This is a genomic window from Pseudomonas viridiflava (genome assembly GCF_900602065.1).
In the GTDB taxonomy this organism is placed as follows: Bacteria; Pseudomonadota; Gammaproteobacteria; order Pseudomonadales; family Pseudomonadaceae; genus Aquipseudomonas.
The window spans coordinates 1-351 of the sequence record NZ_UWFN01000331.1; the positions used below are offsets into that span (position 1 = coordinate 1).

1 pseudogene is annotated in these 351 nt (G+C 54.4%); it reads right to left on the reverse strand.

What is annotated here, in order from left to right:
- Positions 1-39: 39 nt before the first annotated feature.
- A pseudogene (locus EE949_RS25655) lies at positions 40-351 on the reverse strand (HAD-IB family hydrolase); the annotation flags it as partial.

Below are 351 nucleotides of genomic sequence, written 5' to 3' on the forward strand. Positions count from 1 at the left end.
CCATGTGGACTACGGAAGTCGGATAAAAGTGTTACAGCCTTACCGTGTTGGCCCATCTTTGCCATCTGGATTGTGTAACTTGGCGTTAATGGGACCTTTGTAACGCCCTTTTCGCCACGTCGGATGGAAGTGGCGCCAGTGTGCATCCTGCGCTGCAGCGAGCAATTCGTGATCGCCTCGCGTATCGCCCCAGGCGCGCAGGCGGAATTTATTGAGCGGTCCGTAAACACTTTCCAGTCGCGCAACCTTGGAGTCGCAACGGCAATTGCTGCCTTCGATCAAACCGGTCAGTTTGCCGTCGATCACTTCAAGATTGGTGCCGATCAGCTCCACTTTCAAGCGATCAGCGAA